This window comes from Pseudomonas sp. HY13-MNA-CIBAN-0226 (assembly GCF_040310305.1).
In the GTDB taxonomy this organism is placed as follows: Bacteria; Pseudomonadota; Gammaproteobacteria; order Pseudomonadales; family Pseudomonadaceae; genus Aquipseudomonas; species Aquipseudomonas gregormendelii.
This window is the reverse complement of the sequence record NZ_JBEOPS010000226.1, coordinates 1-275: the sequence shown is the minus strand read 5'-3', so window position 1 is coordinate 275 and position 275 is coordinate 1. Positions and strand designations below refer to the sequence as shown.

Below are 275 nucleotides of genomic sequence, written 5' to 3'. Positions count from 1 at the left end.
ACTCTCCACACACCAACCGCTACCATCGATAACGACCCCATCCGTTGCAACACGGCTGCCTTGTTTGGCACGCAAAATATCATCAATTTGCACATCTTTAAGAGCCACATTATGAAAATCACCATTTGGCTGTTGCTGTTCAACTTCATCAGGCGTTAAGGACAACAATAAATCGATACTGTTAAGGCTGTGCTTTTTAGTGCGCTCTTCTAGATATTTACCCGTTCGCACAAAAGCAATGACCATGACGCCTGCTTCAAAATACACAGCAGGGC

Annotated in this window: 1 protein-coding gene; it reads right to left on the bottom strand. The window is 44.7% G+C overall.

What is annotated here, in order from left to right:
* On the bottom strand, positions 1-275 hold a 275-nt coding region (locus tag AAEZ05_RS28520; RefSeq protein ID WP_502947806.1), incomplete at both ends, for a P-type ATPase actuator domain-containing protein.